Annotated in this window: 24 protein-coding genes; 11 read left to right on the top strand and 13 right to left on the bottom strand. The window is 70.6% G+C overall.

What is annotated here, in order from left to right; genetic code table 11:
* Positions 1–103 precede the first annotated feature (103 nt).
* The 7 genes from pstB to BGO15_RS02990 all read right to left on the bottom strand — a co-directional run bounded on the left by pstB (position 104) and on the right by BGO15_RS02990 (position 8,316).
* Positions 104–883 (bottom strand): phosphate ABC transporter ATP-binding protein PstB, encoded by a 780-nt coding sequence (pstB, locus tag BGO15_RS02960; protein ID WP_045246769.1) that lies wholly within the window; start codon positions 881–883, stop codon positions 104–106.
* Positions 884–898: 15 nt separating this feature from the next.
* Positions 899–1,990 carry a phosphate ABC transporter permease PstA gene (pstA, locus tag BGO15_RS02965; RefSeq protein ID WP_056519165.1) on the bottom strand — a complete coding sequence of 364 codons (1,092 nt, stop codon included), beginning with the start codon at positions 1,988–1,990 and terminating at the stop codon, positions 899–901.
* Complete coding sequence (gene pstC, locus BGO15_RS02970) at positions 1,987–3,000, bottom strand: phosphate ABC transporter permease subunit PstC (RefSeq protein WP_056519163.1); 1,014 nt, start codon at positions 2,998–3,000, stop codon at positions 1,987–1,989. Before pstC ends, pstA begins: the two co-directional genes overlap by 4 nt.
* Positions 3,001–3,179: 179 nt before the next feature.
* Positions 3,180–4,298, bottom strand: a complete 1,119-nt coding sequence (locus BGO15_RS02975; protein WP_056210294.1) for a PstS family phosphate ABC transporter substrate-binding protein — start codon at positions 4,296–4,298, stop codon at positions 3,180–3,182.
* 129 nt (positions 4,299–4,427) lie between these two features.
* Positions 4,428–5,363 (bottom strand): NUDIX hydrolase, encoded by a 936-nt coding sequence (locus tag BGO15_RS02980; protein WP_056519162.1) that lies wholly within the window; start codon positions 5,361–5,363, stop codon positions 4,428–4,430.
* On the bottom strand, positions 5,360–7,519 hold the full coding sequence (locus BGO15_RS02985) for an RNA degradosome polyphosphate kinase (RefSeq protein WP_048809303.1): 2,160 nt from the start codon (positions 7,517–7,519) through the stop codon (positions 5,360–5,362). The genes BGO15_RS02980 and BGO15_RS02985 overlap by 4 nt, the downstream gene beginning before the upstream one ends.
* 98 nt (positions 7,520–7,617) lie before the next feature.
* Positions 7,618–8,316 carry a response regulator transcription factor gene (locus BGO15_RS02990; protein WP_045246763.1) on the bottom strand — a complete coding sequence of 233 codons (699 nt, stop codon included), beginning with the start codon at positions 8,314–8,316 and terminating at the stop codon, positions 7,618–7,620.
* A 119-nt stretch (positions 8,317–8,435) separates the two neighbouring features.
* Here BGO15_RS02990 and BGO15_RS02995 point away from each other — a divergent pair, with 119 nt between their 5' ends.
* The 4 genes from BGO15_RS02995 to BGO15_RS03010 all read left to right on the top strand — a co-directional run bounded on the left by BGO15_RS02995 (position 8,436) and on the right by BGO15_RS03010 (position 11,695).
* On the top strand, positions 8,436–8,723 hold the full coding sequence (locus BGO15_RS02995) for a hypothetical protein (RefSeq protein ID WP_045246762.1): 288 nt from the start codon (positions 8,436–8,438) through the stop codon (positions 8,721–8,723).
* Between the two features lie 169 nt (positions 8,724–8,892).
* Positions 8,893–9,495: a nitrobindin family protein gene (locus BGO15_RS03000; RefSeq protein WP_056210292.1), complete on the top strand. Its 603-nt coding sequence runs from the start codon at positions 8,893–8,895 to the stop codon at positions 9,493–9,495.
* Positions 9,492–10,592, top strand: a complete 1,101-nt coding sequence (gene ygfZ, locus BGO15_RS03005) for a CAF17-like 4Fe-4S cluster assembly/insertion protein YgfZ (protein ID WP_056210290.1) — start codon at positions 9,492–9,494, stop codon at positions 10,590–10,592. The genes BGO15_RS03000 and ygfZ overlap by 4 nt, the downstream gene beginning before the upstream one ends.
* On the top strand, positions 10,589–11,695 hold the full coding sequence (locus tag BGO15_RS03010; protein WP_235557423.1) for an FUSC family protein: 1,107 nt from the start codon (positions 10,589–10,591) through the stop codon (positions 11,693–11,695). Before ygfZ ends, BGO15_RS03010 begins: the two co-directional genes overlap by 4 nt.
* Before the next feature lie 5 nt (positions 11,696–11,700).
* Here BGO15_RS03010 and BGO15_RS03015 read toward each other — a convergent pair whose 3' ends face one another.
* Positions 11,701–12,531 carry a class I SAM-dependent methyltransferase gene (locus BGO15_RS03015; protein ID WP_273189078.1) on the bottom strand — a complete coding sequence of 277 codons (831 nt, stop codon included), beginning with the start codon at positions 12,529–12,531 and terminating at the stop codon, positions 11,701–11,703.
* Between the two features lie 53 nt (positions 12,532–12,584).
* Here BGO15_RS03015 and BGO15_RS03020 point away from each other — a divergent pair, with 53 nt between their 5' ends.
* Positions 12,585–13,334: a phosphoglyceromutase gene (locus tag BGO15_RS03020; RefSeq protein WP_056210288.1), complete on the top strand. Its 750-nt coding sequence runs from the start codon at positions 12,585–12,587 to the stop codon at positions 13,332–13,334.
* Between the two features lie 54 nt (positions 13,335–13,388).
* Here the strand turns inward: BGO15_RS03020 and phoU are convergent, their stop codons facing one another.
* Complete coding sequence (gene phoU / locus BGO15_RS03025) at positions 13,389–14,048, bottom strand: phosphate signaling complex protein PhoU (protein WP_045246757.1); 660 nt, start codon at positions 14,046–14,048, stop codon at positions 13,389–13,391.
* A 169-nt stretch (positions 14,049–14,217) separates the two neighbouring features.
* Here phoU and BGO15_RS03030 point away from each other — a divergent pair, with 169 nt between their 5' ends.
* Both BGO15_RS03030 and BGO15_RS03035 read left to right on the top strand, forming a co-directional pair.
* Positions 14,218–15,450 (top strand): sensor histidine kinase, encoded by a 1,233-nt coding sequence (locus BGO15_RS03030; protein ID WP_048809299.1) that lies wholly within the window; start codon positions 14,218–14,220, stop codon positions 15,448–15,450.
* Positions 15,447–16,130: a response regulator gene (locus tag BGO15_RS03035; RefSeq protein WP_045246756.1), complete on the top strand. Its 684-nt coding sequence runs from the start codon at positions 15,447–15,449 to the stop codon at positions 16,128–16,130. Before BGO15_RS03030 ends, BGO15_RS03035 begins: the two co-directional genes overlap by 4 nt.
* Before the next feature lie 78 nt (positions 16,131–16,208).
* Here BGO15_RS03035 and BGO15_RS03040 read toward each other — a convergent pair whose 3' ends face one another.
* Complete coding sequence (locus BGO15_RS03040) at positions 16,209–16,730, bottom strand: hypothetical protein (protein ID WP_045246755.1); 522 nt, start codon at positions 16,728–16,730, stop codon at positions 16,209–16,211.
* Between the two features lie 148 nt (positions 16,731–16,878).
* Between BGO15_RS03040 and BGO15_RS03045 the strand changes: the two genes are divergently transcribed.
* Positions 16,879–17,361: a CarD family transcriptional regulator gene (locus BGO15_RS03045; protein WP_045246754.1), complete on the top strand. Its 483-nt coding sequence runs from the start codon at positions 16,879–16,881 to the stop codon at positions 17,359–17,361.
* Positions 17,362–17,380: 19 nt separating this feature from the next.
* Positions 17,381–18,568, top strand: coding sequence for a 2-C-methyl-D-erythritol 4-phosphate cytidylyltransferase (gene ispD / locus BGO15_RS03050; protein WP_235557422.1), 1,188 nt, complete (start codon positions 17,381–17,383; stop codon positions 18,566–18,568).
* A gap of 15 nt (positions 18,569–18,583) precedes the next feature.
* Here the strand turns inward: ispD and BGO15_RS03055 are convergent, their stop codons facing one another.
* Together BGO15_RS03055 and BGO15_RS03060 are read right to left on the bottom strand one after the other, a co-directional pair.
* On the bottom strand, positions 18,584–19,048 hold the full coding sequence (locus BGO15_RS03055; protein ID WP_048809297.1) for a GNAT family N-acetyltransferase: 465 nt from the start codon (positions 19,046–19,048) through the stop codon (positions 18,584–18,586).
* A gap of 2 nt (positions 19,049–19,050) precedes the next feature.
* The gene (locus BGO15_RS03060; protein ID WP_056519160.1) at positions 19,051–19,971 is read right to left on the bottom strand and encodes a DMT family transporter; all 921 of its coding nucleotides are present in this window, start codon (positions 19,969–19,971) and stop codon (positions 19,051–19,053) included.
* Positions 19,972–20,026: 55 nt separating this feature from the next.
* Between BGO15_RS03060 and cysS the strand changes: the two genes are divergently transcribed.
* Together cysS and rlmB are read left to right on the top strand one after the other, a co-directional pair.
* Entirely contained in the window at positions 20,027–21,415 is a 1,389-nt protein-coding gene (gene cysS / locus BGO15_RS03065) for a cysteine--tRNA ligase (RefSeq protein WP_056210285.1), read from the top strand.
* Entirely contained in the window at positions 21,412–22,416 is a 1,005-nt protein-coding gene (gene rlmB, locus BGO15_RS03070; RefSeq protein WP_045246749.1) for a 23S rRNA (guanosine(2251)-2'-O)-methyltransferase RlmB, read from the top strand. The genes cysS and rlmB overlap by 4 nt, the downstream gene beginning before the upstream one ends.
* Positions 22,417–22,494: 78 nt before the next feature.
* Here the strand turns inward: rlmB and BGO15_RS03075 are convergent, their stop codons facing one another.
* Positions 22,495–23,529 carry a ketopantoate reductase family protein gene (locus BGO15_RS03075; protein ID WP_056210283.1) on the bottom strand — a complete coding sequence of 345 codons (1,035 nt, stop codon included), beginning with the start codon at positions 23,527–23,529 and terminating at the stop codon, positions 22,495–22,497.
* Positions 23,530–23,560: the final 31 nt, after the last annotated feature.

Raw genomic sequence — 23,560 nt, forward strand, 5'->3', positions numbered from 1 at the left:
GGCAGGCCGTCCAACCGGCCGGACACCACAGCCCTGCCCGAACGCGCAGAGGGGGCGGATGCCTCGCATCCGCCCCCTCCCGCGCACGACCGCGCGGTCGCGATCACCCGAAGCGGCCCGAGACGTAGTCCTCGGTCGCCTTCTGGGTGGGGTTGGTGAAGATCGTTCCGGTCTCGGCGAACTCGATGAGCTTGCCGGGCTTGCCGGTGCCGGCGATGTTGAAGAAGGCCGTCTTGTCGCTCACGCGCGAGGCCTGCTGCATGTTGTGGGTCACGATCACGATCGTGAACTCGTTCTTGAGCTCCTCGATCAGCTCTTCGATCGCGTAGGTCGAGATCGGGTCGAGCGCCGAGCACGGCTCATCCATCAGCACGACATCGGGGGAGACGGCGATCGTGCGGGCGATGCACAGTCGCTGCTGCTGACCGCCCGACAGTCCTGCGCCCGGCTTGTCGAGGCGGTCCTTGACCTCTTCCCAGAGGTTCGCGCCGCGCAGCGACTGCTCGACCAGGGCGTCGGCGTCGCTCTTCGAGATGCGCTTGTTGTTCAGGCGCACACCCGCGAGCACGTTCTCCTTGATCGACATCGTGGGGAACGGGTTCGGACGCTGGAAGACCATGCCGACCTGACGGCGCACGAGCACCGGGTCGACGCCGGGGGCGTAGAGGTCCTCACCGTCGACGAGCACCGAGCCCTCGACGCGGGCGCCGGGGATGACCTCGTGCATGCGGTTCAGCGTGCGCAGGAACGTGGACTTGCCGCATCCCGACGGGCCGATGAAGGCGGTCACGGTGCGGGGCTCGATGTTCATCGAGACCCCTTCGACCGCGAGGAAGTCGCCGTAGTAGACGTTGAGGTCCTCGACCTCGATGCGCTTGGACACCTGGGGGCTCCTTGATCAGCGGGACTTCGGCGCGAACATGGTCGCGACGATGCGGGCGATGAGGTTGAAGATGACGACGAGGATGACCAGCAGCAGGGCGGCGCCCCACGACTGCGCCTGCGAGGCGGCGATGTCCTGGCCGGGGAAGCTGTAGGCGGTGTACGCCATGACGGGCAGGGTCTGCATCGGTCCGTCGAACGGGTTCGCGTTGAAGTTGTCGGTGAAGCTCGCCGCGATGAAGATCGGCGCGGTCTCGCCGACCACACGCGCCACGGCAAGCACCACGCCGGTGACGATGCCGCTCGCCGCGGTGCGCAGCACGATCTTGACGATCGTCGTGGAGCGGGGAACACCGAGTGCGAGGGATGCCTCGCGCAGCTCGCTCGGGACGAGTCGCAGCATCTCTTCGGTCGAGCGCACGACGATCGGGATCATCAGCACGCACAGCGCGATCGATGCGGAGAAGCCGCTGAACGCCTTCGGGCCGACGATGAGCGAGAACAGCGAGAAGGCGAACAGACCGGCGACGATGGAGGGAATGCCGGTCATCACGTCGACGAGGAACGTGATCATGCGACGCAGCGGGTTGTTCGGCTGCGCGTACTCGACGAGGTAGACCGCGGTCAGGATGCCGATGGGAACCGAGATGAGCGCGGCGATGCCGGTGATGATCAGGGTTCCGACGACGGCCTGCAGGGCGCCGGGCGTGGCCACCACCGACAGGGTGTCGGGGTCGAACTTCGTGCCGCCGGTCTGGGTGATGAAGCTCCAGCTGAGCACCCCGATGCCCTGGGAGACGACGGTCCACAGCGTGGAGATGAGCGGCGCGACGGCCAGCACGAAGGCGCTCGTCACGAGTCCGCGGACGACCCGATCGGTCGCCTTACGGCGGTTCTCGACGATGGTGGATGCCACGCCGATGCCGACGAGGTAGAGCACCGCCGTGAGCACCAGCCACAGCGCGATGTTGAACGGCGCGAGGAGGGCGATGATCCCGGCCGAGATGACGAGGGCGATCACCACGCCGATCGGCTCGGAGAAGCGGGGGAGCTGCCCGCTGGTGAGGCCGGCTGCGCGGGTCAAGGGGCCGGCGGTGGAGGTGGTCACGAGCGCTTCCCCTTCTTCTTGCGGCCCTTCGCGCCGGGACCGGTCGCGGCGATGATGTAGCGCGCGAGCATGTTGACGGCGAGGGAGACGACGAACAGCATCAGGCCCGTGCCGATGAGCGCGGAGCGCTGGATGCCTGACGAGATCGGGAAGTTCAGCGCGATGTTCGCGGCGATCGTCTGCGAGTTGTAGCCGTCGGTGAGCAGTTGCACCGAGAACAGGAGGGCAGGGGAGATGATGAGGGCGATCGCCATCGTCTCGCCGAGCGCCCGGCCGAGCCCGAGGAGGGTCGCCGAGACCATTCCGCTGCGCGCGTAGGGAAGCACCGACAGGCGGATCATCTCCCAGCGGGTCGCCCCGAGAGCGAGGGCTGCCTCCTCGTGGAGGCGCGGGGTCTGCAGGAAGATCTCACGGGTGATCGAGGTGACGATCGGGAGGATCATCACCGCGAGCACCACGCCACCGGCGAGCATCGTGGAGCCCGTCGAAGTGACCTGTCCGCTGAACAGCGGGATCCAGCCGAAGTACTCGTTCAAGAACTGCGACAGGGGCAGGAGGAACGGGCGGATGACGATGATGCCCCAGAGGCCGAACACGATCGACGGGACCGCGGCGAGAAGATCGACGATGTAGCCGAGCAGCCCGGCGAGCCGGCGCGGGGCATAGTGCGAGATGAACAGTGCGATGCCGATCGCGACGGGGGCGCCGAGGATCATGGCGATCACTGCCGACCAGAGGCTTCCCCACAGCAACGGCGCGACGTACGCCCAGAAGCTCGACCAGCCGTTGCCGAGGGGGTTGTGGATGGCGGCCAGGTCCTGGTTGGAGCTCCAGTTCGCGGTGATCGCGGGGAGTCCCTGGATGATGAGGAAGATCGCGACTCCGGCGAGGATCACCATGATCGAGATCGCGGAGCCCGTGGAGAGTCCGAGGAAGACGGTGTCGCTCGCCCGGCGCTTGCCGATCAGTGATCGGGACGGAGAGGTCGTGGTGGTCGCCGCGTCAGCCACGGCTTCCCTCGTCTTCTCGCAGAGGCACGGCGTTCTCCTTCTCGGGTCGGGCGTCGTGTGGAGCTCCGAAGACGACACTAATGCGAACGGCTCGGACTCAGTCACCCCACCGAGCAGGCTCGGGAGGGCCACTCAGTCCGCCCGGATCCGATGAGCGGATCCGGGCGGGCCGAAGGGTGTTACTTGATGGTGGCGAGGGTCGCCTGGACCTGCGTCAGGATCTCGTCCGGAACCGGAGCGGAGCCGGCGTTCTTCGCGGCGACCTGCTGGCCGAGCGTCGACGCGACGAAGCCGAGGTACGACTTGACGAGCTTGGCCTGCGTGGCGTCCTTGAACGTGGTGCAGGTGATCGCGTAGGAGAGCAGCGGGATCGGGTAGGTGTCGGCGGTGAGCTTCGAGTAGTCGAAGACCTGCGACAGGTCGCCGGCCACACCGTTGGACTTGGTGGTCGCCGCGACCGCGAAGGTCTTGGAGACGGCCTCGGCCGAGTACGAGATGGCGGTGCCGCTCTGGATGATCGAGGCGGCGGTCAGCGAGCCGATGCCCGAGTGGTCGGCGTAACCGATGGTGCCGTTGCCCGACTTGACGGCGCCGACGACGCCCGAGGTGCCCTTCTGGAGCGACACGTTGCCGGTGATCGGCCATGCCGAGCCCGCCTTGTGCGTCCACACCGACGGTGCGGTGCCCACGAGGTAGTTGGTGAAGTTCTGGGTGGTGCCGGAGCCGTCCGAGCGCGCGACCGTCGTGATCGGGCCGGCGGGGAGGGCGGTGCCGTTGTCGGCGGTGATGGCCGGGTCGGACCAGTCGGTGATCTCCAGCGCGAAGATCTTGGCGATGGTGGTCGCGCTGAGCTTGAGGCTGGTGACGCCCGAGATGTTGAAGATGATCGCGACACCGTCGAGGTAGATCGGCAGGTTCACGCCGCCCTCGGTGCACAGGGCAGCCGACTTGGTGGTCTCGTCGGCCGACAGCGGAGCGTCGGAACCGGCGAAGTCGTAGGCGCCGTTGAGCCAGTTGGTGCGGCCGCCACCGGAGCCCTGCGACTTGTCGTAGTTGATCGTGACGTTCTTGTTGGTGGCGTTGTAGGCGGTGATCCAGGCGGTCTCCGCGTTGGCCTGCGCGCTCGAGCCACCGGCGGTGATGGTGCCGGAGAGCGTCGTGTCGATGGTCGAGGTCACGCCGGCGGCCGAGGCCGACGCCGAAGCGCCGCCGTTCGAGCCCGACGACGAGCAGCCTGCGAGTGCGATCGCGGCAACGGCGGCGAAGGCGCCGACCTGCGCAATGCGGGTGATCTTCACTGTGGAATCCTCACGTTTATCGGGTGTGCCCGGTGCATGGGCACGCCTGACGGTAAACGTCGGCCCTTAAGCGACGGCGGTGCACAGGTGAACAACGGGTGAACGTGGCCTGTGCGCCCGCCGCCCGCATCAGAGTGCGGGGGTGTGCGTCTCGATCGCCGCGATGCCGGCGCCGGGGTTCGTCGCGGACAGGTGCACGACCGAGAATCCGCCCACGGGGAGCGCCGATGCGCTGCCGAGGTAGGCGCCCCGCAGCGTGCCCGTCGCGAGTGCGAGCTCGGCGAGAATGTCGGGGAGCACGGGGCCGTGGCTGCAGAGCACCGCGGGCTTGCGGGAGCGCACCCGCTTGCCGATGACCGTGCGGGCGTCGCTGCGCCCCTCCTCCCAGAGGTCTTGGCTGATGAGGGGCGTCGTGCGCACGTCGCGCTCGAGGGCGGCGGCGAGCGGCGCGACGGTCGCGAGGCAGCGCACCGCCGGACTCGAGACGATCCGTCGCACCCCAAAGCTGCGCAGCGGCCCCACGAGCGCCTCGGCCTGGCGCGCGCCGCGGTCGGTGAGGGGTCGGTCGGCGTCCTCGCCCTTCCAGCTCTCGCGAGCGACGGCCTTCGCGTGGCGCAGGGCGATGACGGGGAAGGTCTGCAGCACGCCGCGATCGACGAAGTCGAGGAACTTCGTGACGATCTCGACGTCGACCGGGTAGCTGAGGTATCCGAGCGCGCGCTTCGGGGTGACCCACTCGAGCGCCGCGATCTCCTTGTTGGGCACGAACGCGCTCGCGCGGATCGCGGCATCCGTCGCCTCTGCCGCCCAGTAGTGCACGACCTTCTCGCGCCGGCTCGGCAGGTGGTAGCGCGAGACGCCGACGGGCACGCCGAGCGCGACCTTGATGCCGGTCTCCTCGAAGATCTCGCGCACGGCCGTCTCCAGCAGGCTCTCTCCGGGGTCGAGCTTGCCCTTGGGCAGGGTCACGTCGCGGTACTGCGTGCGATGGATGAGCAGGATGTGCAGGCGCCCCTCGACGAGGCGCCACACCACGCCGCCGGCCGCGTAGACGGTCGTCGTCATCGGGTCGCGCGCGGACGACGTCGCTTCTGCACGGCGGTCATCGTCGCCTCTTGGAGATCGAGCAGGGGCTTGCCCTCGGCGTCGCGGCTGCGCCGCGTCCAAACGCCGTCCCCGCCGAGCCACCAGGAGCTGGTCGACTCGCTCATGGCGAGGTCGAACAGGTCGGTGAGCTCGGTGAGCTGGGCGGGCGCCGTGACGCGCACGAGCGCTTCGACCCGGCGATCGAGGTTGCGGTGCATCATGTCGGCGCTGCCGATGTACACCTGCGGGTCGCCGCCGTTCGCGAACGCGAAGATGCGGGAGTGCTCGAGGTAACGCCCCAGGATCGATCGGACCGTGATGTTCTCGCTCATCCCCTCGACGCCCGGCTTGATGCTGCAGATGCCGCGCACCCACACCTCCACCGTCACGCCCGCGTTGCTGGCCTGGTAGAGCGCATCGATGATCTGCTCATCGACCATCGAGTTGACCTTGATGCGCACCGACGCGGGCTTGCCCGCGAGGGCGTGCCGACGCTCGCGGTCGATGAGGCGCAGCAGCCCCTTGCGAAGGTGCAGGGGTGCGACGAGCAGGCGCTTGAACTTCTTCTCGATCGCGTACCCGCTGAGCTCGTTGAACAGACGCGTGAGGTCGCCGCCGACCTCGTCGCTCGCGGTGAACAGGCCGAAGTCCTCGTAGATGCGGCTGGTCTTCGGGTTGTAGTTGCCGGTGCCGACGTGGCTGTAGCTGCGAAGCACCCCGCCCTCCTCGCGGATGACGTGCACCAGCTTGCTGTGGGTCTTCAGCCCGACGAGACCGTAGACGACGTGCACGCCGGCCTTCTCGAGCTTGCGCGCCCAGATGATGTTGTTCGCCTCGTCGAAGCGCGCCTTCACCTCGACGAGCGCGAGCACCTGCTTGCCCGCCTCCGCCGCGTCGATGAGCGCCTGCACGATGGGGCTGTCGCCCGAGGTGCGGTAGAGCGTCTGCTTGATGGCGAGCACCTGGGGGTCTTTCGCCGCCTGCTCGAGGAAGGCCTGCACGCTCGTCGCGAACGACTCGTAGGGGTGGTGCACCAGCACGTCGCCCTTGCGGATCGCCGCGAAGATGTCGGGGCGCTCGTTGTTGTCACCGGGCTGGAACGCGATCGCGGTCGTCGGCACGTGGGGTGCGTATTTGAGGTCGGGGCGGTCGATCTTGGACAGGTCGAACAGGCCGCGAAGATCGAGCGGCGCGGGCAGCCGGTAGACCTCCTGCTCGGTGATGTCGAGCTCGCGCAGCAGCAGGTCGAGCGTGACCTCGTCCATGTCGTCGGCGATCTCGAGGCGGATCGGCGGGCCGAAGCGGCGCCGCATCAGCTCGGCCTCGAGGGCCTGGATGAGGTTCTCGGTCTCGTCCTCCTCGATCACCACGTCCTCGTTGCGGGTGAGTCGGAAGGCATGGTGGTCGACGATCTCCATGCCCGGGAAGAGGTCGGCGAGGTGGTTGGCGATGAGGTCTTCGAGAGTGAGGTAGCGCACGCGCTCACCCGGCACCTCGACGAAGCGCGGCAGCATCGGCGGCACCTTCAAGCGCGCGAACTCCTGGCGTCCGGTGCGGGCGTTGCGCACCCGGATGGCGAGGTTGAGGCTGAGGCCGGAGATGTAGGGGAACGGATGCGCCGGGTCGACGGCGAGCGGCATGAGCACCGGGAACACGTGAGCCTGGAAGTACCCGTAGAGCCGGCCCTTGTCGGCGTCGCTGAGATCGTCCCAGCTGACGATGTCGATGCCCGACTCGCTGAGGGCGGGCTTGACGTGGTCGTTCCAGGCGCGTGCGTGCCGCACCTGCAGCGCGTGGGCGGCGGCGGAGATGTCGGCGAGCACGTCGATGGGCGCGCGTCCGACGTTCGTCGGCACGGCGAGTCCGGTCATGATGCGTCGCTTGAGCCCGGCGACGCGCACCATGAAGAACTCGTCGAGGTTCGAGCCGAAGATCGCGAGGAAGTTGCTGCGCTCGAGCACGGGCAGCGCCGGGTCCTCGGCGAGCTCGAGCACACGCTGGTTGAACGAGAGCCAGCTCAGCTCGCGGTCGAGGTAGCGGCCCTCCGGAAGCTCGGCGACGGACTCCTCGACGATCTCGTCGAAGTCGTCGTCATCCGAGTCGCCCAGACCAGCGTCGAGCACATCCTGATCCATCACCTCTTCATCATGTCAGCAGGAGGTGACGCCCGTGTGAACGGTTTTCCGACGGGCCGTCCGAGCGGGACGCGGCGGATCGTGAGCGGATGCCGCGGCTACGCGCGGGCGCCCGGCGCCGTCGCGGGCAGCTGGTCGTCTTCGTACACGTTGAAGCGGTACCCGACGTTGCGCACCGTGCCGATGAGCTGTTCGAGGTCGCCGAGCTTCGCGCGCAGACGCCTCACGTGCACGTCGACGGTGCGGGTGCCGCCGAAATAGTCGTAGCCCCAGACTTCGCTGAGCAGCTGCTCGCGCGTGAACACCCGCGACGGGTGGGTCGCGAAGAAGTGCAGCAGCTGGAACTCCTTGTAGGTGAGATCGAGCGGCTTGCCGTGCACCTTCGCCGAGTAGGAGGATTCGTCGATCGTGATGCCGGAGGTCTGGATGCGCGAGGAGACCTGATCCTTGGAGAGCCGGCCGATCGCGAGGCGGATGCGCGCATCGACCTCGGCGGGTCCGGCGGTCACGAGGATCACATCATCCACTCCCCAGTCCGTCGAGACGGCGGTGAGTCCGCCCTCGGTCACGATGAGGATGAGCGGAGCGTCGAGTCCGGTCGTCGTCAGGATCTTGCACAGCGACTTCGCGCCGACGAGGTCGGATCGCGCGTCGACGAACACCACGTCCGCGCTCGGCGCGTTCACGAGCTGGGCGGGCTCGGCGGGGATCTGCCGGGTGCGGTGGCTCAGCAGCTCGAGGGACGGCAAGATGGGCGTACTGCCCTGCGCCGAACTCAAGATGAGCAGCTGTGCCATGCAACCTCCCGGCCCTGCGGCCACGTGTGCCCCAATCCTAGGCGCTTCGAGGGCGCGGCTCGCGCGGGCGTCCGCCGTGCGGGATGCGCGCGTGAGCGCGCGTGGGTGAGAATGATCGCGTGAGCTCTCCCGAACTGGCGCCGCCCCGCTCGACCGCGGGCATCGTGACCGTGTGGGTCGTGGCCCTCGTGGCGGGCATCGTGGTGTCCGTCCTCGCGCCGGACGGCTGGCGTTCCGCGGGGATCGCGTTGGTGCTGGCCGGATGCCTCGTGCTGTCGTTCGTCGTGCAGCTCGTCGGCGGACGTCCGCACCGGTTCATCCAGCGCATGGCGATCAGCGTCGCCGGGAGCTTCCTCATCCTGGGCGCGGTAAGCCTGGTCGTCGCGATCGTCGCCGTCTTCCCGTAACCAGGGCGCGGCCGGGTGCGAAGGGGGCGACTAGACTGGGCGGCATGGATCTCGTCGCGCTCGAACTGTTCTTCGTGGGCCTTCTCGGACTCGCGTCGCTGGCCATCGTCTTCGTGTCGGGCGTGGTGCTGAAGAACCTCTTCCGCGGCCAGCGCTGACGGAGTCGGTCGTGATCGACATCCCGACCGAGCTCCCCGCCGACCTGGTGCCATTGTCGTGGCTCATCGGAGCCTGGCAGGGCACGGGTGTCATCGACTACGAGGCATCCGGTCATCGTTTCGAGGGCGAGTTCGAGCATCGCGTGACGTTCGCCCATGACGGCGGCGATGCGCTGACCTACACCGCGCACGCGTGGCTTCTGCAGGGCGAGACCCGCGTGCCGCTCGTGGCCGAGACCGGGTTCTGGCGGCTCTCGCGACCCGCGACCGACGGCGACGCCGGGCCGGGGCTGCTGCCGCCGACCGCGCTCACCGAGCCCCGAACGGCCGACGACGTGGAGGCCCTGCGCACCCCCGAAGGCGGGTTCCCGATCGAGGTGGTGCTCGCGCACGCCGACGGCATCAGCGAGCTGTACCTCGGACAGATCCGCGGACCGCGCATCGACATCGCGACCGACGCTGTCGTGCGCGGAGCGGGCGCGAAGCACTACGCCGCCGCGACCCGCATGTACGGGCTCGTCGACGGCCACCTGCTGTGGGCATGGGATGTCGCGGCCCTCGGCACCGAGCTGTCCTCGCACGCGTCGGCGCGGCTCGCCAAGGCCGACGCATGAGCGCCGACTGGTCGCAGGTGCCGGCGGCGGTGCTCGACGAGGCGGGCGTGCTGCAGCACGTCGGCAGCCCCCTGCGGGAGCAGCGCACCCTGCGCGACGGCCTCGCCATCGTCCCTCGTGCCGACCGTCGGGTGCTCGCCGTTCCCGGTGAGGACCGACTCAGCTGGCTCGACTCGATCTCGACGCAGGCGTTGAAGACCCTCGCGCCGGGTGAGAGCAGCGAGCTGCTCGTGCTCGACCCGCAGGGGCACGTGGAGCACGCGGCATCCGTTCTCGACGACGGCGAGACCACGTGGCTCATCGTCGACGCGGCCGATGCCGAGCCCCTGCTGACGTTCCTGCTGCGCATGCGGTTCCGGCTGCGCGTCGCGCCCCGTGATGCGAGCGACGAGTTCGCCGTGATCGGATGCCGCGCCCCCGCGCTCGCGCACCTCGAAGCCGCGTCGCCGGCGGGCGTGCGTCTCGTGTGGCGCGATCTGTGGCCGGAGATCGGCATCGGCGGTGTCGGCTACGCGGCCGACGAGGATCATCCGGGCCACGGCTACGGCGCGATCGAGGTGCTCGTCACCCGGGAGACCGAGGCCGCGCTCGTTCGCGCTGCGGCGGCCGGCGAGATCGCCGTCGCGGGCGTGCTCGCCGCCGAGGCGCTGCGCATCGCCGCCTGGCGGCCCCGGTGGGCGGCCGAGATCGACGAGCGCACGATTCCGCACGAGCTCGACTGGCTGCGCACCGCGGTGCATCTCGACAAGGGCTGCTACCGCGGGCAGGAGACGGTCGCGAAGGTGCACAACCTGGGGCATCCTCCCCGCCGGCTCGTCTCCGTGCAGCTCGACGGCAGCGACGCCGTGCTTCCCGCGGCGGGGGCGGAGGTGCGCGTCGGTGACGCCGTCGTCGGGCGTCTCACCTCGGTGGCACAGCACGTCGACGACGGTCCGATCGGGCTCGCGGTGGTGAGCCGTCGCGCCGACGTCGCCACCCCGGCGACGGTGGACACCCCCGACGGACCCGTCGCCGCCGCACTCATCGAGATCGTCCCGCGGGACGCGGGGGCCGCGGCATCCGTGCCCCGCCTCACCCGGCTCTCGCGCCGCACGTGAGCGGCGAGCCGCCGTCGATCACCGCACCGATCGCGGTGGGCTGGCGGGCCCGACTCGATCCCGCTCCCGCGCTTCACCGCGTGCGCGGCTCCCTCATACCGATCACCCAGATCGTGGTCGCTGTCGTGGTGTCGTTCTCGGTCGCGCATTTCGGCATCGGGCATGCCGCGCCGCTCCTGGCGGCGACGGTGCCGATCTCGAGCCTCGGCCTCGTGCGCGACGCGCGCCCGCGGCTCGTGCTCGAGACGGTCGTGGGGATGCTGTTCGGCATCCTGGTGTCCGAGCTCATCGTGCTCGTGGCCGGGATCGGCTGGTGGCAGCTGGCGATCGCGATGTTCGTCGCCATGGCGATCGCGCGCTTCATCTCACCGCGGCCGGGGTTCGCGATCGCGGCGGCGACGCAGTCGGCGATCGTGATGATCCTGCCGATCACGGTGCCGTTCACCCGGCTGCTCGATGCGGCGGTCGGCGGCGCGGTGGCGCTGCTCGTGACCGCGCTCGTGCCGCGCAGCACCCGCCGCACCGAGCTCGCCGACGCGCAGGCGACGTTCGCGGGGTTCACCGCGGCCGTCGACACGGTCGTCGCGGGACTTCGCGCCGGCAGCCGTGAGCGCGCCGACCGTGGGCTCGAGAAGGCGCGCGCGTTGGGCGGCGCGATCTCCGCCTGGGGCGCCGCACTCGAGTCGAGCGCGGAGATCGCCCGCATCTCGCCGTTCCTGCGACGCCAGCGGGAGGAGATCGCCCGCCATGCGCGGGTGCAGCGCGCCATGGACCTCGCGATCCGCAACCTCCGCGTCGTCGCCCGGCGCTCCGCCTACCTCGTCGACGACGGGATGCCGCGCCCGCTGGCCGCGGACGTGCTCGCCGAGATCTCGACGGCGGCGGGGCTGGTGCGCCTCGCGCTCGACGACATCTCGTACGAGCCGGCCGCGCGCGACGTGCTGCGGGCGGTCGCGGGGCGCCTCGACCCCGCCGCGCTGCTGCCCGACGCGGCCCTGGGCGACCACAACCTGCTGGCGTCGCTGCGCCCGCTGCTGGTCGACCTGCTCGTCGCGACCGGCATGCCCGAGGCCGACGCCCGCGGCGCGATCCCGCGCATCTGACGTCGTCAGCGAGCGGATGCCGCGGGCGCCACAGCCGACCACGGCACCGTGACCTCGCCCAGCCGCCAGCGCGAACGCGCGAGCAGGGGAGTGCCCGAGCGCGCGAGCGCGTCGAGCGCGGCCCGCCAGCGCTGCTCGGCGCTGAAGGTCGCGAGCGGTGCCGCACGCGTCCACTCGCGGTCGAGCGCGGCGAACAGGGCGTGCACCGCCTCGCCGGGAACGTTGTGGTGGATCAGCGCCTTCGGCAGGCGCTCGGCGGCGATCGACGGTGCCTCGAGTCCGGCGAGGCGCAGCGAGATCGTGAGGGTGCGGGGGACGGCGTCCGCGCCGAGCTCGACCCACGTGCACACCCGGCCGATCTCGTCGCACGTGCCGTCGACGACGACGCCGCGCGGGTCGAGCCGGGACGCCATGAGCGACCAGGCGGCCGCGACATCCGCCTCGTCGTACTGCCGCAGCACGTTGAACGCGCGGATGACCGCGGGCGGCCGCGGGGCCCGCGCCTCGAAGCCGCCACGGGCGAACCAGACCCGCGCATCGGCGGGGAACGACGTGCGTCCCGCCCGCACCGCGGCGAGCTGCGCGTCGGCGCGCGCCACGCGCTCCGGATCGATCTCGATGCCGAGCACCTCGACACCCGGATGCGCCCGCCGCAGCCGCGACTCCAGCTCGAACGCGGTCACCCCGCTCGCCCCGAAGCCGAGGTCGACGACCAGGGGTTCCTCGACCTGCCGCAGCGCCGGATGCCCCGCGATCCAGCGGTCGACGCGCCGCAGCCGGTTCGTGCCGGTCGTGCCGCGCGTCGCGTGCCCCACGGGCTTCGCGGACGGGCTCATCCGACCATGATCGCAGGCCGGGGAGGGGCATCCGCGCTCGATATCATGGGGGCATGACCGCGCCTTACACGCTGATCCTGCTCCGCCACGGGCAGAGCGAATGGAACGAACTGAACCTCTTCACCGGCTGGGTCGATGTGCGCCTGACCGACCAGGGCAAGGCCGAGGCCGCGCGCGGCGGGCGACTCCTCGCCGAGGCCGGCATCCTCCCCGACGTGCTGCACACGTCGCTGCTGAGCCGCGCTATCCAGACCGCGAACATCGCCCTCGACGCCGCCGACCGCCTCTGGATCCCGGTGACCCGCTCGTGGCGCCTCAACGAGCGTCACTACGGCGCCCTGCAGGGCAAGGACAAGGCCGCGACGCTCGCCGAATACGGCCAGGAGCAGTTCATGCTGTGGCGCCGCTCGTTCGACGTGCCGCCGCCCCCGCTCGCCGACGACGACGAGTTCAGCCAGGTCGACGACCCGCGCTACGCCGGCATCGACGGCGACGTGCCCCGCACCGAGTCGCTCAAGCTCGTCATCGACCGCCTGCTGCCGTACTGGCACGAGGCGATCGTCCCCGACCTCCTTGCCGGCAAGACGGTGCTCGTCACCGCCCACGGCAACTCGCTGCGCGGTCTCGTGAAGCACCTCGACGGCATCAGCGACGCCGACATCGCCGAGCTCAACATCCCCACCGGAATCCCGTTGGTCTACCGCCTCGACGAGAACCTCGTGCCCCTCGGCCCGGGCGAGTACCTCGACCCCGAGGCTGCCGCCGCCGGTGCCGCCGCGGTCGCGAACCAGGGCAACAAGTAAGCGACACGAAGGGGGCGGATGCCGCGGCATCCGCCCCCTTCGTCGTGTTCGCGCTCAGTCCTCGATGGAGTCGGCGGTCCAGTCGCCCGTGGCGAGGTAGACCATCTTCTTCGCGATCGAGACCGCGTGGTCGCCGAAGCGCTCGTGGTAGCGGCTCGCGAGCGTGGCGTCGATCGTCGCCGACGCCTCGCCCTTCCACGAGTCGCTGAGCACCTTCTCGAAGACGCTGACGTGCAGCTCGTCGAGCTTGTCGTCCTCGTTGCGGATGGCCTCCGCGAGGGCGAGGTCGCGCGTCTCGAGCAGGGTGGTGAGCTTGCGCGCCAGGTCGACGTCGATCTCGCCCATCTTGGTGAACGTGCTCTTCAGGCCCTTGGGGATCGCACGGTCGGGGAAGCGCATGCGGGTCAGCTGCGCGATGTGCTCGGCGATGTCGCCCATGCGCTCGAGCGACGCGCTGATGCGCAAGGCCGAGACGACCATGCGCAGGTCGGTGGCGACCGGCTGCTGGCGGGCGAGGATGTCGATCGCGAGCTCGTCGAGCGCGACCGCCTTCTCGTCGATGATGGTGTCGTTGTCGATGACCTCTTCGGCCAGGGCGACGTCGCTCGTGCCGAACGCCGTCGTGGCCTTCTCGATGGCTTCGCCGACAAGGCCGGAGATCTCGACGAGACGCTCACGCACCTCGTCGAGCGACTGCTGGAATACCTCGCGCATGGATGTTGACCTTCCTGTCGGGGAGGGGCGGCGCGGGGCCGCAACCCGCCCGATTGTCGTCACCGAAGGTTAACGATCGGTTCCCGACGCATGAATAATCCCATGTCCTCGCCCGGGACGGCGCGAGACGGGCCGGTGGGATGTTTCCGAGCGTTCTACTCTGGGACACATGCAGGACACGCCGCTGGCGCTGCTCGCGCTCGCCACCGGAGTGGTCATCGGGGGCGTGATCGCCGCGCTCATCGCCGTCGCCATCAGCGCACGTCGCCGTGCGTTCGAACAGGCGTCGCTCGACGTGCCGCCCGGCATCTCCGACGTGCTGGCCGCCATGGACGACGCCGCCGTCGTGGTCGACGGCGGCGGCACCGTGCGCGCTGCGTCGCTCGCGGCCGCGGCGTTCGGCATGCGGGTGGACGACCACCTGGTCGATGAGACCCTCCGCCGCCTCGCGCGCTCGGCCCGCGAGGCCGGGGCGTCCGCGGCATCCACCCTCACGATCCGCCGTGCGGCGCCGCCCGCTGAGGAGCGCCTGGTGTCGGCCCGTGCCACGCAGGTATCGCCCCGGCTCGTGCTGATGGTGATCCGCGACATCACCGAGCGCGAGCGCGTCGAGCAGATGCGCCGCGATTTCGTCGCCAACACGAGTCACGAGCTGAAGACGCCGGTCGGCGCTGTCACGCTGCTCGCAGAGGCCATCGAATCCGCCGCGGAGGACCCGGACCAGGTGCGCAACTTCGCGGGCCGGCTCTCGGCGGAGGCCGCCCGGCTCGCCTCGCTCACCTCGCGCGTCATGAACCTCTCGCGCCTGCAGTCGGCGGACGAACTCAGCGAGCGGCGCGACAGCTCGGTCGACAGCATCATCACCTCGGCGATCGAGGCCAACGCGACGTCGGCGGATGCCGCCAAGGTGACCCTCGTCCGCGGGGGCGAGCGTGGCATCTACGTGCACGGCGACTCGCAGGTGCTCGCCGAGGCCGTCAGCAACCTGATCTCCAATGCGATCGCCTACTCACCGGCCGGGTCGAGCGTGGGCATCGGCGTCAAACGCGTCGAGGGAACGGTCGAGATCGCCGTCGCCGACCGCGGCATCGGGATGTCGCCCGAGGACCAGGAGCGCATCTTCGAGCGCTTCTTCCGCAGCGACCAGGCGCGCTCCCGCCGCACCGGCGGCTCAGGGCTCGGCCTCGCGATCGTCAAGCACGCCGTGCAGCGCCACGGCGGCGAGGTGCGCGTGTGGTCGCGTCTCGGTCGCGGTTCGACCTTCACCATTCAGCTGCCTGCTGTCGCCCCGCCCGCCGATGCCCCTCTCGATCGCGGAGCGGGCGTCGCCGGGGTGCGCACGCCCGCACGCCCCGAGCCGGTGGCCGCCTGGACACCCCCGTCGAACGGAAAGAAGAAATGACCCACGTGCTTCTCGTCGAGGACGAGCCCGACCTCGCCGACCCGCTCGCGTACCTGCTGCGACGGGAGGGCTTCGAGGTGGAGATCGCCGAGGACGGCCAGGCCGCGCTCACCGCGTTCCGCGAGCGCGCCGCCGACATCGTGCTGCTCGACCTGATGCTGCCGGGCATCCCCGGTACCGAGGTGTGCCGTCAGCTACGCGCGACGACGCAGGTGCCGATCATCATGCTGACCGCGAAGGACAGCGAGGTGGACATCGTCGTGGGGCTCGAGCTCGGCGCGGACGACTACGTCACCAAGCCCTACTCGACGCGCGAGCTGCTCGCCCGCATGCGGGCGGTGCTGCGCCGCTTCGCCCACCTGGAGGCGGACCTCGACGAGCACGTCCTGAGCGGGGGTCGGGTGACCCTCGACATCGACCGGCATACCGTGGCCGTCGACGGGCGGGAGATCGCGATGCCCCTCAAGGAGTTCGAACTCCTCGAGGTGCTGATGCGCAATGCCGGCCGTGTCATGACCCGCGGCCAGCTCATCGACCGGGTGTGGGGCACCGACTACTTCGGTGACACCAAGACGCTCGATGTGCACATCAAGCGCATCCGTTCGCGCATCGAGGCGGCCCCCGGCGACCCGGAGATGCTCGTCACCGTGCGCGGGCTCGGCTACCGATTCGAGGCGTGACAGACCCGGCGCCGCACGTCTGTCGGAACGAGGAAGGCCGGGGAGCTCACGCTCCCCGGCCTTCCTCGTCGTGAGGGCTCAGTTGCTCGCCGACGGCGTCGGAGCCGGGGTCGGCACGAGCGTCGAGAGGTAGCTCAGCTGTCCGGTCAGCACAGGGGTCTCCACGCGGGCGCCCTCGCCCGTGCCGGACTGGAAGTAGATGGACACCGTCGACCCAGGGGCGGAGTCGAGCGGGGAGATCGGCAGCGGCGCGGTCGAGCCGGTGCCGAGGCTGAGGGTGGATCCGGCCGAGACCAGGATGGCCGTCTTCACCGCGCTCGAGCCGTCGCCGACGGTGACGTTCAGCACCTCACCGCTGTCGGTCGGGTTCACGACGGTGGCGACCAGGTTGCCGTTCGCGCCCGACGAGTCGGCGACGACCAGCACGTTGCGCACAGCGAGGGGTCCGCTCGACGCGGGGACGTTCACGCCGCCCGACGGGGCGTAGTCCTTGTCCATCGACTGATTGGTCGTCTCCTGGGGAGTCAGGAACGTGCATCCCGTCGTTCCGAGGACGACGAGTGCGCCCACTGCCAGCGACGCGATCAGGCGCGTTTTCACGGTACCTCCCAGGGTGAAGACAGACGTCAGCATTCTATGCGGTGCGGCGCGTAGCTCCCGACCGTGAGGCGGCGCGCGATACGCGGCGGCGAACCTTAGCGCACGATCCCGTGTGGTAGACTGGCCGACGCCGAAAGGACATAACTCCATGCTTTTTGAGGTTGGCGAGACGGTCGTTTACCCCCACCACGGTGCGGCGACGATCGCGGAAGTGAAGACCCGAGTCATCAAAGGCGAAGAAAAGGTCTATCTCAAACTCCGAGTCACCCAGGGCGATCTGACCATCGAGGTTCCGGCCGACAACGTCGACCTCGTCGGCGTTCGCGACGTGATCGGCAAGGAAGGCCTCGAGCGCGTCTTCGACGTGCTGCGTGCCCCCTTCACCGAGGAGCCCACGAACTGGTCCCGCCGTTACAAGGCCAACCTCGAGAAGCTCGCCTCCGGCGACGTCATCAAGGTGAGCGAGGTCGTGCGCGACCTGTGGCGTCGCGACCAGGACCGCGGTCTCTCGGCCGGCGAGAAGCGCATGCTCGCAAAGGCGAAGCAGATCCTCGTCTCCGAGCTCGCGCTCGCCGAGAAGACCGACGAGGAGAAGGCCAGCGTCCTCCTCGAAGAGGTCCTCGCCTCCTGACCCCCGCATCGGGACGCTCGTGATCCATCCTGCGCCCCGTCGGGCGATCATCGTGGTCGCCGCCGGCTCCGGAACGCGGCTCGCCGCAGGCGCTCCGAAGGCCTTCGTGGGCCTCGGTGCGCACACGATCCTCCGACACGCCCTCGACGGGGTGTTCCATGCCCCCGAAGCGCAGGTCGTCGTCGTCGCCCCGGCAGATCGTGTCGGCGAAGCCGAGACCGATGCCCGCCTGGCGGCAGGCGACCGGTCCGATCTCGTGACGGTCGTCGCGGGGGGCGCCACCCGCCAGCAGTCGGTCGCCGCGGGCCTCGCGGCCCTCTGGGGCGATGTGGAGGTCGTGCTCGTGCACGATGCGGCCCGCGCCCTCACGCCGCCCGAGGTGTTCGCCCGCGTGTTCGCCGCGGTGGATGAGACCGGCTGGGGGATCGTTCCCGTGCTTCCGGTCATCGACACGATCAAGCGCGTCGACGGCCCGCACATCACGGGCGGAGTCGATCGTGCCGAGCTCGCGGCCGCGCAGACGCCGCAGGGGTTCCGACGCGACATCCTCACTCAGGCCTACGCCCTGGCCGACCGCGACCACACCGACGACGCCGCGGTGGTCGCCCAGGCCGGCCACCAGGTCGGCGTCGTCGACGGCGACGCGGCGTCGTTCAAGATCACGACGCCCGAAGACCTCGCGCGCGCCGAGCACCTTCTCCGGAGCGCACCGGGGCCCGCGGCGACCGACCTTCCCCGAATCGGACTCGGCACCGACGTGCACGCGTTCGGGGGCGACGGCGAACTTTGGCTCGGCGGCATCGCGTGGCCGGGTGAGCAGGCGCTCGCGGGGCATTCCGACGGCGACGCGGTCGCGCACGCGATCGTCGACGCCCTGCTGGGCGCCGCGGGACTCGGTGACATCGGCACGCACTTCGGCACGTCGCATCCCGAGTACGCGGGCGCCCACGCCGACGTCTTCCTCGCGCGCACCCGTGCCCTGATAGGCGAGGCGGGCTGGCGGGTCGGCAATGTGTCGGTGCAGGTGCAGGCCAACCGCCCGCGCATCGGTGCCCGCCGAGCGGAGGCCGAGACGGCGCTGTCGGCGGCGCTCGGCGGCGCGCCGGTGACGCTGTCGGCAACCACGACCGACGGGCTGGGGTTCCCCGGGCGCGGCGAGGGCGTGCAAGCGATCGCCGTCGCGCTGATCGTGCCTGCGCGCTTCTGAGCGCGCCACCGGGCGTCAGAGCGTGCGTGTCATGAAGATCGAGAACGGGTCCTCGCGGTAGTCGCCGAACGGCCCGGTGACAGCGAAGCCTTCGCTCTCATAGAGCCGCACCGCCGGGAGGAAGTCCGGGGTGCTTCCGGTCTCGAGCCACAGCGAGGAGAAGCCCCGGCTGCGCGACTCGGCGATCAGGTGCTGCAGCAGCGCGCGCCCGATGCCACGCCCCAGGAACGCGGGCGCGACCCGCATCGACTTCAGCTCGCCCGAGACGTGGTCGATCGTGCGCAGCGCGCCGATGCCGGCGAGCTCGCCGTCGACGCGCGCCGCGAAGAACGAGATCGACGGATGCCGCAGCGCGCCCAGGTCGAGAGCGTGCACGCTCTCCGCGGGCGAGGTCGCGTGCATACCGTCCAGGTGCGCGACGATGAGCGCCTGCACGTCGGGCGAGGACAGGTCGTCGGGGAGGATGCTCAACGTGGTCACCGTCACGCCTCCGCTGCGAAAGGACGCGGTTCGCGACGGGCGCGCGATCCGGCGCTGAGCAGCACGAGTCCCGCCGCCAGCACGCACAGCCCGATCACGCCGCCGAGCGTGAGGTGCTCGCCGAGCACGAGGATGCCGAGAAGCGTCGCCGTGAGGGGCTCGGCGAGTGTCAGGGTCGCGGCGGTGGCCGCCGACATCCGCTCGAGACCCCAGGTGAACAGCACGTATGCCACCGCGATCGTCGCCACCCCGAGCCAGAGGGCCATCGCGACGCCCCGGGGATCGGCGAGCCACGCGAACGAGGCGAACGGCACCATCGCGAGAGCCGCGAGCGCCGAGGTGAGTCCCATGGCGCCCGCGACGGTGAACGGATCCCAGCCGTCGTCCATGAGCCGCCGCTGCGCGTTCGCGTACATCGCGAACGCGGCCCCGGCGCCGACGGATCCCACGACGCCGAGCGGGTCGACGGCCCCGGTGCCCTCGCCGCCGAGCGTGATGATCGCGACCCCCGCGAGCGCGAGCACCGTCGCCACCAGCCACACCGGTCGCGGGGCGCGTCGGCGCAGCATCCATTCGAGCAATCCCGCGAGGACGGGGGCGGACCCGAGGGCGACGACCGTGCCGATCGCGACGCCGTTGCGCGAGGTGCCGAGGAAGAACAGCGGCTGATAGCCGGCGAGGCAGACGCCCGTGACCACCATGAGCAGGACCGCGCGCCGCGAGAGCCGGGGATTGCGGATGCCGCGGCGCGCCCGCGCCCGCGCCGCCAGCGCGAAGCCGGCCACCGCCAGCACGGTGCCGCCGACGAGCAGGCGCATCGCGCCGACGCCGAGCGGGGTGGTCCCCGCCGGGCCGAGCGCCTGCGATGTGCCGGTCGTGCCGAACAGAACGGCGGCGGCGAGGACGGCGAGAATGGCGGGCACGTCATCAGTTCTACCGGCTCCGGGGCGCGCGCCCGTGCGCCGGTAGGCTGGGACGGTGACTGTGAGGCTCTACGACACCAAGGCGCAGGCGTTGCGCGACTTCGTGCCGATCGACCCCTCCCACGTCACGATGTACGTCTGCGGCCCGACCGTGCAGTCCGGCCCCCACATCGGTCACGTGCGCGCGGCGCTGAGCTTCGACATCCTCCGTCGCTGGCTCGCGCACCGCTACGGCCGCGTCACCTTCGTGCGCAACGTCACCGACATCGACGACAAGGTGATCGCCAACGCGTCGGCTGCCGAACCCTGGTGGGCGCTGGCGTACCGCATGGAGCAGGAGTTCGCGGCCGCGTATGCCGCGGTCGGCATCCTCGCACCGACGTACGAGCCGCGCGCGACCGGCTCGATTCCGCAGATGATCGAGCTCATCGAGACGCTGATCGCGCGGGGGCACGCCTACGTGGCCCCCGACGGCTCAGGCGACGTCTACTTCGACGTGCGCTCGTGGCCGTCGTACGGCAGCCTCACCCGGCAGGGCCTCGACGCGATGGAGGCGGCCGCCGACGCCGACCCGCGCGGCAAGCGCGATCCGCACGACTTCGCTCTGTGGAAGGGCGCGAAGCCCGACGAGCCCGCCGACGCCACCTGGGGTGCGCCCTGGGGTGCGGGTCGCCCCGGGTGGCATATCGAGTGCTCGGCGATGTCGCGCCGCTACCTGGGCGGCGCCTTCGACATCCACGGCGGCGGACTCGACCTGCGCTTCCCCCATCACGAGAACGAACTCGCCCAGTCGACGGCCGCAGGCGACGCGTTCGCGACCTACTGGGTGCACAACGGCCTGGTGACTGTCGAGGGCCAGAAGATGTCGAAGTCGCTCGGCAACTTCGTGCTCGCCGCCGACGTGCTCGCCGAGCGTCCCTCGCTCGTCGTGCGCTACGCGCTCGCCGCCGCGCACTACCGCTCGAGCCTCGACATCTCCGACCGTGCGTTCGACGAGGCCGCCGCCGCGCTCGACCGCATCGCCGCCTTCCGCACGCGGGCGCTGCGCACCCTCGGCGAGGTGCCCGACGCCGTGCTGCCCGCCGCCTTCGGCGCGGCCCTCGACGACGACCTCGGCGTGCCGCAGGCGCTCGCCGTGCTGCACGAGACCGTCCGGACCGGCAACGCCGCACTCGACGAGGGCGATCGGGATGCCGCGGCCACCGCGGCCGGCGCCGTGCTCGCGATGACCGCGGTGCTCGGCCTCGACGCGCCCGCCCCCGGCGCCGGGCAGGGGGCCGCGGCATCCGCTCTCGACGTGCTCGTGCGTCAGCTCATCGACCAGCGCGCCCAGGCGCGCACCGACAAGGACTGGGCGGCCGCCGACCGCATCCGCGACGCGATCGCGGGAGCCGGCATCGCCCTCGAAGACACTCCCGACGGAACCCACTGGAGCATCGAATGACCAAGCCAGCAGGACGACCCGGCGCACGCAAGTCGCTGAAGAAGGGCGCCGTCAAGGGATCGGGCGGCCAGGGCCGCAAGGCTCTCGAGGGCAAAGGCCCCACCCCCAAGGCCGAGGACCGCGCCTGGCACGTCGCCGGCAAGCGCAAGGCGGCGCAGGAGCGCTACGCCGCCGCGGGCGGCAAGGGCAAGCCCGGCCAGCGGATCGCCGGCTCGAACCCCAACCGCGGCGGGCGCCCGAAGCAGAGCGACGACACCGAGACCGTCACCGGCCGCAATTCGGTGCTCGAGGCGCTGCGCGCACGCATCCCGGCGACCGCGTTCTACATCGCGCAGCGCGTCGAGATGGACGACCGCGTCAAGGAGATGCTGTCGATCGTGTCGCACCGCGGCATCCCCGTGCTCGAGGTCACCCGGCCCGAGCTCGACCGCATGGCGGGCTTCGACGGCGTGCACCAGGGCGTCGCGCTCAAGGTTCCGCCGTACGAGTACGCGCACCCGCAGGACCTCCTCGAGCAGGTCGTCGGCCGCGGCCAGACGCCGCTGTTCGTCGCGCTCGACGGCGTGACCGACCCGCGCAATCTGGGTGCCATCATCCGCTCGACGGCCGCCTTCGGCGGGCACGGCGTCATCATCCCGCAGCGCCGCAGCGCGGGCGTCAACTCGGCCGCCTGGAAGACGAGCGCCGGCGCCGCGGCCCGGGTCCCGGTGGCGCTCGCCGGCAACCTGACCGCCACGCTCAAGGAGCTCAAGAAGCAGGGCGTGTTCGTGCTCGGTCTCGACGGGGGCGGCGATGTGGCGCTTCCCGCGCTCGAGCTCGCCGACCGTCCCGTCGTGATCGTCATCGGCTCCGAGGGGGAGGGGCTGTCCCGGCTCGTCACCGAGACCTGCGACCAGATCGTGTCGATCCCGATCTCGGCGGCGACCGAGTCGCTGAACGCCGGCATCGCGGCATCCGTCGCCCTCTACCAGATCGCGACGATGCGGGGCGGGGCGGCCTGACGCGGCCGGCCGCCCGGTACGGCGCCGGCGGCCTGACGCAGCCGACGGCCTGGCGGCCCGCCGCGGCCGGCGCGCGCCTCAGACGTGGACGCCGACGCGCAGCAGCAGGTCGAGGTTATGGCGGCCGCGCTCGAGCTCGCCCGCCTCGATGCGTCGGGCGATCTCGACGACGTGGGCGTTGACCGGGGCGGCCTCGCCCACCCGCTCGAGCACGTCGACGACGAGGCCGTTGACCTCTCGGTACTCCGAGTGGCGGCCCTTCATCCAGTCGTGCAGCACCGTGGTGCGGGTGTCGGGCAGCGAGTACTTGTCGAGCACCTCGCCGAGCAGGTCGGCCGCGTACTGATCGGGACCGGTGACCTGGTCGTGCGTGAGGCCGAAGATGGGCACGAGCGTCGACCCGTCGGCCACGGCGGCCCGCGCCGCCTCCTTGCCGCACTCGATCATGAACTCGTGCACGCCGGGCATCCGCACGGCGTCGAACAGAGTCTCGTCGAGGATGGCCGACGGCACGAGCTCGCCGGCGTTGGCGACGAGCTTCATCCACTTCGACGAGCGGATGTCGGCGGACACCTCCACGACCCCCGCGTGCCGCAGCACCGCCTGCACCTCGTGCGCGCGTGCCTGGGCGGAGGGCACGATGCCGCCCACCGCGAACCACGAGTTCTCGGGCGCGTTCTGGCGGGTCACGACACCGGGCTCGAACATGTTCGAGGCCATCTCGATGACCGCGCCGATCGTGCGCTCGGCGCCCACGATCTCGGCGATGTCGTCGAGCGACATGCCGTTCTGCAGCCCCACCACGAGGCCGTCGGGGGCGAGGTGCGGGGCGATGAGCTCGACGGCCCATCGGGTGTCGTACGCCTTGACCAGCACGAACACGATGTCGAACGGCGCGCGCAGCGTCGCGACCTCGCACAGGTGGAGGGCGTCGACGGGCGTGTTCTGCGTCTCGGTCGGCAGGTGCACGGTGATGCCGTTCGCGCGCATCGCCTCGACGTGGGCGGGCCACTGCTCGATGAAGGTCACGTCGAGGCCGGCACGGATCAGATCGGCGCCGATACCGGCGCCCTGAGCGCCGGTTCCGACGAAGGCGATGCGGGGAGAGGACATGCGTGCTCCTTTGCGACGGGTCAGCTTGACT

Origin of the sequence: Microbacterium sp. 71-23 (genome assembly GCF_001897265.1) — a bacterium.
GTDB lineage: Bacteria > Actinomycetota > Actinomycetes > Actinomycetales > Microbacteriaceae > Microbacterium > Microbacterium ginsengisoli.